This is a genomic window from Stenotrophomonas sp. 05L44_2 (assembly GCF_056665995.1).
The window spans coordinates 1-5,720 of record NZ_JBFTNR010000202.1; the positions used below are offsets into that span (position 1 = coordinate 1).

Below are 5,720 nucleotides of genomic sequence, written 5' to 3' on the forward strand. Positions count from 1 at the left end.
TCGCCATGCTGTCCTCACCCTGTTTTACGAAGCTCGGCAGCGAAGCGACGTAGGGCAACGATCACGTTGCTGTCGTCCATGATCCCAGCGGCACCTTCCTCTTGGACCACCTTCATGGCCACGTACAGGCGATCCGCATAGGTCTCCTTGGGGAGCGGCTCAGGCGCCATGGCCTCCATTTCGCTCACCAACTTCACTGCGGCTGCAACTATCTCGCGCTCCGATCCCACGGGCTGAGACGGCGAAGCGTCGGCCGAAGCGGACAGGTCAGTCCACATGACGTCACTTGCTGAGACGTTGAAGAACTTAGCGACTAAGCCAATTTTCTCGGGATTTGCCTTGTCGATCTTGTTGTTCAGGTATCGACTGACCCATGACTGGCCCGCCCCAGACTTGACGCCAACTTCAGTGGCGTTTGCCTGGTGGCGGTCAATCAGGAACTGAATATTGCGGCGGGGCAGGTCGTCGTCATGCATACAGGAATGATCCCGCATACCGTTCGTCGGACAAAATGCATTTGGGGATTCCATGCGTATCCCGAATGGGATATTTTCCTTGGCCATGAACCCCTCACTCGCCATCGAACGTCTCCGCGCCGCTGGGCTGACCGAGCAGAGCATTGGCTCTGCTGTGGGTGCCCGGCAGTCCACCATCAACCGGATTCGCCGCGGCCTGATGCAGCCGACCTATGAGGTTGGCAAGGCACTCGTTGATCTCGCCGTGACCACCGAGCGCAAGGCCGCTCGCCGGCGTCGTCCCTGACATGACCACCTCACCGACCCCGGGCAGGGAAGGGCACCACGGTGCCGCTGCCGGGAGCGGGCGGGGTCTTCCGCTCCACCTGGGTGACTTTCACCCGATCGCCGTAGCGCCTCAGCACGAACAGCCGGCCTGCAACTGGCACCAGCTCCACGACACCGCTCGACCGCTTCACCTCTGAATTCACCACTGGCCGCTCTAGTTTTGGGGAGCGGCCATTTTCAGGACCAGTCAGGGGAACGCAGGGGAACACGTTGACCCCTGCATTCCCACCAACCGGATAAGTGCATGAAAAGTCTGCAAATCACCTTCGAAGACGGCCTGACTCGCAGCAAGACGCTGCGGGAGCATATCGCCTCCCAGGTCTACAGCGGAGCCGGCGTTACCACCATCGCCGGCCGGCTCGATATGGCCCCGTCCAAGCTCAGCGAGAAGCTCGCCGGCTGCGACAGCGGCGGCAAACCGCGCGGCCTGTCGATCGATGACCTGGAGCGCTATATCGCCGAGACGCGCGACGTGTCGCCGGTTCATTACCTGATCGAGCGCTACCTGATCTCCCCCGAGGCAGCCACGGCCGAGGCACTGGCCGAGCTGCAGCAGCAGCTGGCCGGCCTGACCAGCACGCTCAACAAGCTGGGGGTCCGCTGGCCATGAAGCGCCTGCAGCTTTCGCGCGACCTGGTATGCGTTCTCGATGACGTGGACCACGCCAAGCATGGTGGGAAGAAGTGGAGCGCCAGCACGCATCGCGGCCGGCACGTCTACGCGTACCGAACTGAAGCCGGGCGGCGGATCTACCTGCACCGGCTGATCGCTGGAGCGGAGCAGGGCATGTGTGTCGATCACATCGACGGCGACACCCTCAACAACCAGCGCTCCAACCTTCGCTGCGTTACCAGCGCTCAGAACTCCCGCAACCGCCACCAGAGGATGAGAGGTGCCACTGGCGAGCGTTGTGTCCACCTGCATCCACGGGGGTTCGTTGTGCGAATCCCGTGCGCCGATGGCGGGCGCGTCTATGCCGGGGTCTTCCCGACGGTAGGTGCGGCAGTAGAGCGGCGTGACCAGCTCATCCAGCAGGAGGTCTCCATGAATCGTGATGAGTACCTGAAGCGGCTTGAAGAGTGCGTGCTGCTGGCCGAGTCCAGCCCGCCCATGACGCGCGAGCAGATCGTCGCGCACCTGTCCCGATGCGCGGCCGAGCAGGCCAGGGCGGAAGCCCGGCGCACGGCTACGCCGCAGCCTGACCTCTTGGGAGCTGCGTAGTGGCCCGCATCCGAACAATCAAGCCTGAATTCTGGAAGCACGAGGACCTCAGTGCGCTTCCGGAGATCACGCACATGCTCGCGGCGGCGCTGCTCAACCACGCCGATGACGAGGGGTACTTCAACGCCAATCCTGCTTTGGTCAAAGCCGAGTGCTTGCCGCTCCGTGAGTACTCACTGAGCACGCAGGAAATGCTCAATCAGCTCTCAAACGTTGGCTATATCGAGCTTGGCGCGGGTGCTGACGGAAAGCGCTACGGCCGAGTGGTGAAGTTTGACGAGCACCAGCGGGTAAACCGTCCGACAGCCAGCAAAATCAAGGTGATACACATCGTTTGGGGTGATGGTTTGAGCGCTCACGGAACGCTCAGTGAGGACTCATCACCTGAAAGGAAGGGAAAGGAAGGGAAAGGAAGGGAACAGGGAAAGGAATCCACTGGCGTGGATTTGTCGACAGCCGGCGGCGATGCCGCGACTGACGACCACGCCGACAACGATGCCGAAGAAGGGCAGGACCTGCTCGGTAACCGCCCGAAGAAGCCGGCAGTGCCGAACTGCCCGCACATGGAAATCATCGACCTGTACCACGAGGTGCTCCCGGAGCTGGCGCAGGTCCGGGTGTGGGAAGAGGACCGGAAGGAGCTGCTGCGCGCCCGTTGGAAGGGGGCGCCGGAACGGCAGAACCTGGACTGGTGGCGGGAGTTCTTCGCTTCGGTGCGCGAGATGCCGTTCCTGATGGGCGAACGCACTGACCGCGATGGCCGGGCCTTCGCCTGCACGCTGGAGTGGCTGGTCAGGCCAAAGAACTTCGCCAAGGTCATCGAAGGGAACTACCTGGAGCTGCGCCGATGAACGCCGTCATGGATCCCATGGGCGACAGCGCGCCCCACAACCTCGACGCTGAGGCAGCAGTGCTGGCCGGCCTGATGCTGCACAACGCCGAGCTGGCGAACGTGCAGGACTGGCTGAGCGAGCAGGATTTCTACTCCCACCAGCACCAGGCCATCTATGCGGCGATCGTGGCCCTGTGCGGGGCCAACAAGCCCGCCGATGCCGTGACCGTCGGCGAGTGGATCTACGCCAACGTGGAGGCCGGTGCCGACGACTTGGTGACGCTGGCGCTGGAGCTGGCCGGCAGCGCCTACACCTCGGCCAACGTCGTCAGCTACGGCGAGGTGATCGTTGAGCACTCGCACAAGCGGCAGTTCATCGACATCTGCCAGAAGGCGCTGCAGGCGGCCTACAACCGTCGGGGGCATTCGGCCGAGGAACTGGCCGCGCACATGGCTTCTCGCCTCAACAGCATCGCGCCGGTGCGCTCCACGGGACTGCGGCCCTACCGGGAGGTGATGAAGCGGTTCTCCGACGAGCTGCTGGCCCGGCACCGCGACGGCAAGCCCATCGGCATGCCCACGCCGTGGGCCGACGTGAACAAGGCAATCGGCGGTCTGCAGGACGGCCAGGTCATCGTGCTGGCGGCGCGCTCCAACATGGGCAAGTCGCTGCTCGGGTTCCAGCTGGCCAGGTTCACCGGCCTGCGCGGCGATGCGGTGGCGGTGTTCTCCATGGAGATGAACGACACCGACGTGGCCGCCCGCGACGTCGCCGCGCTGGGCGAGATCCCGCTGCAGTGGATCATCGGGCAGGAGGGCTCGGACGGGAACGAGGACGCCGACCTGTACTGGTCCCGCGCCACTGCCGCCATCAGCGACATGATGGGCGCCTCAATTCTGCTGGACGACGACCCGCAGCTGAGCGCACCGCAGATCGTGGCCCGCGCCAAACGCGCGCACGCTCGCAAGCCGCTGCGTTTGGTGGTGCTGGATCACCTGCACGAGATGACGCTACCTGGGAAGCAGGACGAGGCRCTGGAGCGTGGGCAGGCACTGCGCGACCTGAAGGGCTTGGCCAAGTTCCTGAAGTGCCCGGTGGTGGTGCTTGCGCAGCTCAACCGCGCCGGCGCCGAGGCAAAGCGCCCCGAGGTGAAGCACATCCGCGGCTCCGGCGGCATCGAGGAAGTGGCGGACGTGATCCTGTTCGTGCACCGCCCCGACGTCTACAACCCGAACGACCGGCCGGGCCTGGTCGAGGTGATCGTTGGCAAGGGCCGAAACATCCAGACCGGCACCGTCGTTGCCCTGCGCAACCAGTACCAGTACCAGCGCGCCGTCGATTGGGACGGCCCCGCCTACGAGTTCAACGAAGCCCCGCCCGAACCGAGGAAGCCGACGCGCCAGCTTGCGCCGCGACTCGGTAGCCGCYGTGGGCGCCAAGGAGGTGACGAATGAGCGAGATCGAATTGAAGGCCCGCGAACTGCTGGCCAGCTGCCTCAATGAGTGGGGCCACCATCAGGAGGCCGGTAACGTCCGCGACGGCGAAGACTTGGAGAGCTACGAGTTTGAGCTGCGGGTTATCGGGCAGCTGATTCGCTTCGGGTTCGACACGGGCTATGGCCACGCAACCCGCGCCCCGCAGTGGCAGCCGATTGAGTCGGCGCCGAAGACGACGCGCTCGATCTTGGTGTGGTGCCCGGAACGCCAGAACCAGTACATGGTTTTCTGGGATAGCCGCTACGAGGGCGAGTGGAGAACTGTCGGCGGCGGTACTTCGATTACCGAAGCGCCCACCCACTGGCAGCCGCTGCCCGCTCCGCCGGAGGTGGAGGGATGAAGTGGGGATCGCCTCGGCCTGAGTACAAGCGCCAGTTCCTCTGGTTCCCCCGCTGCGTCGAGGGGACTTGGTACTGGCTGGTGTGGTGCTGGACCGACTTCTGCGGCGACTGCACCGAGTTCCACTTTGAGGAGCCGAAGTGCAGTCACTGCGGTGGCGGCAACGTCTACTGCAACCGCTGCATGCGCTGGAGGAAGAAGGCATGAAGCGCACCTTCCTGATCGACCCGCAGGGGAACCGGAACTGGCCGCAGGTGCTGTCCAACGTCGTGAGCGGCATCAACGACTGGATCAAGGGCGGCCCGGTACAGATCACCCTGGACGAGCCGAAGCGGACGCTCGACCAGAACGCGGCGATGTGGCCGGCGCTGAGCGACATCGCCAAGCAGGTGCCGCTGGTGATCACCCGCCGCGACGGCAGCACCAGGCAGGCCACGCCCTACGACTGGAAGGACGTGCTGACCGCTGCGTTCGAGGAGGAGACCGAATGGGCCCCCGGCCTGCGCGGCGGCGTGGTGATGCTCGGCGCCCAGACCAGCAAGTACAGCCGCCGAAAGATGGGCGACTTCCTGACCTTCATCCACGCCGAGTTCTCGGACCGGGTGCGCTGGTCGGACAGCTCAGTGGAAAAACTGGCGCAGTTCGCGCCGCCAAGCAGGAGGGTTGCGTGATGGGCAGCTCACTGGACTACGTTCTGGCGCAGCTCTGCTTCCTTTGCCGTTCGAAAGACGTTGCCCGGATCAGGTTGGGCGTAATCGTTGCTCTCGACCGATGCGCGGCCACGAAACGGCACGGGGAGCGTCGTCGATGAGGACCAAGAACGCCAAGGCCTTCACCGCGGCCGAGCGCGCGCACCTGGAGGCCGTGAAGCATCTGCCCTGCAGTGTGTGCGATGCGCCGGCACCGTCCGACGCCCACCACATCAACCAGGGCCAGCACTACACCACCGTGGCGCTCTGCAAGGACTGCCACCAGGACAGCTTCAATGGGATCCACGGGCAGAAACGCATGTGGACCATCATGAAGA

Annotated in this window: 9 protein-coding genes; 8 read left to right on the plus strand and 1 reads right to left on the minus strand. The window is 64.4% G+C overall.

Annotated features, from left to right (window positions below; translation table 11 throughout):
- Window positions 1-14: 14 nt before the first annotated feature.
- Window positions 15-563 (minus strand): hypothetical protein, encoded by a 549-nt coding sequence (locus AC1VAN_RS08960; protein ID WP_442251254.1) that lies wholly within the window; start codon window positions 561-563, stop codon window positions 15-17.
- On the opposite strand from AC1VAN_RS08960, the gene AC1VAN_RS08965 reads away from it, so the two are divergent.
- The 8 genes from AC1VAN_RS08965 to AC1VAN_RS09000 form a co-directional block, all read left to right on the plus strand.
- Window positions 562-762, plus strand: a complete 201-nt coding sequence (locus tag AC1VAN_RS08965; protein ID WP_442251253.1) for a hypothetical protein — start codon at window positions 562-564, stop codon at window positions 760-762. The two genes, AC1VAN_RS08960 and AC1VAN_RS08965, sit on opposite strands and share 2 nt — an antisense overlap.
- Window positions 763-1,047: 285 nt before the next feature.
- Window positions 1,048-1,413, plus strand: coding sequence for a hypothetical protein (locus AC1VAN_RS08970; RefSeq protein WP_478013530.1), 366 nt, complete (start codon window positions 1,048-1,050; stop codon window positions 1,411-1,413).
- Window positions 1,410-2,024, plus strand: a complete 615-nt coding sequence (locus AC1VAN_RS08975; protein ID WP_442251251.1) for an HNH endonuclease signature motif containing protein — start codon at window positions 1,410-1,412, stop codon at window positions 2,022-2,024. Before AC1VAN_RS08970 ends, AC1VAN_RS08975 begins: the two co-directional genes overlap by 4 nt.
- Window positions 2,024-2,875, plus strand: a complete 852-nt coding sequence (locus AC1VAN_RS08980; RefSeq protein ID WP_442251250.1) for a hypothetical protein — start codon at window positions 2,024-2,026, stop codon at window positions 2,873-2,875. The genes AC1VAN_RS08975 and AC1VAN_RS08980 overlap by 1 nt, the downstream gene beginning before the upstream one ends.
- A complete protein-coding gene (locus tag AC1VAN_RS08985) occupies window positions 2,872-4,311 on the plus strand; it encodes a replicative DNA helicase (protein ID WP_480985660.1) in 1,440 nt (479 codons plus the stop codon). The genes AC1VAN_RS08980 and AC1VAN_RS08985 overlap by 4 nt, the downstream gene beginning before the upstream one ends.
- Entirely contained in the window at window positions 4,308-4,694 is a 387-nt protein-coding gene (locus tag AC1VAN_RS08990; RefSeq protein WP_442251248.1) for a DUF551 domain-containing protein, read from the plus strand. The genes AC1VAN_RS08985 and AC1VAN_RS08990 overlap by 4 nt, the downstream gene beginning before the upstream one ends.
- Window positions 4,695-4,896: 202 nt before the next feature.
- Complete coding sequence (locus tag AC1VAN_RS08995) at window positions 4,897-5,364, plus strand: recombination protein NinB (RefSeq protein ID WP_442251247.1); 468 nt, start codon at window positions 4,897-4,899, stop codon at window positions 5,362-5,364.
- 136 nt (window positions 5,365-5,500) lie between these two features.
- The coding region (locus AC1VAN_RS09000) for a hypothetical protein (RefSeq protein ID WP_480985661.1) at window positions 5,501-5,720 on the plus strand (220 nt) is incomplete at its 3' end.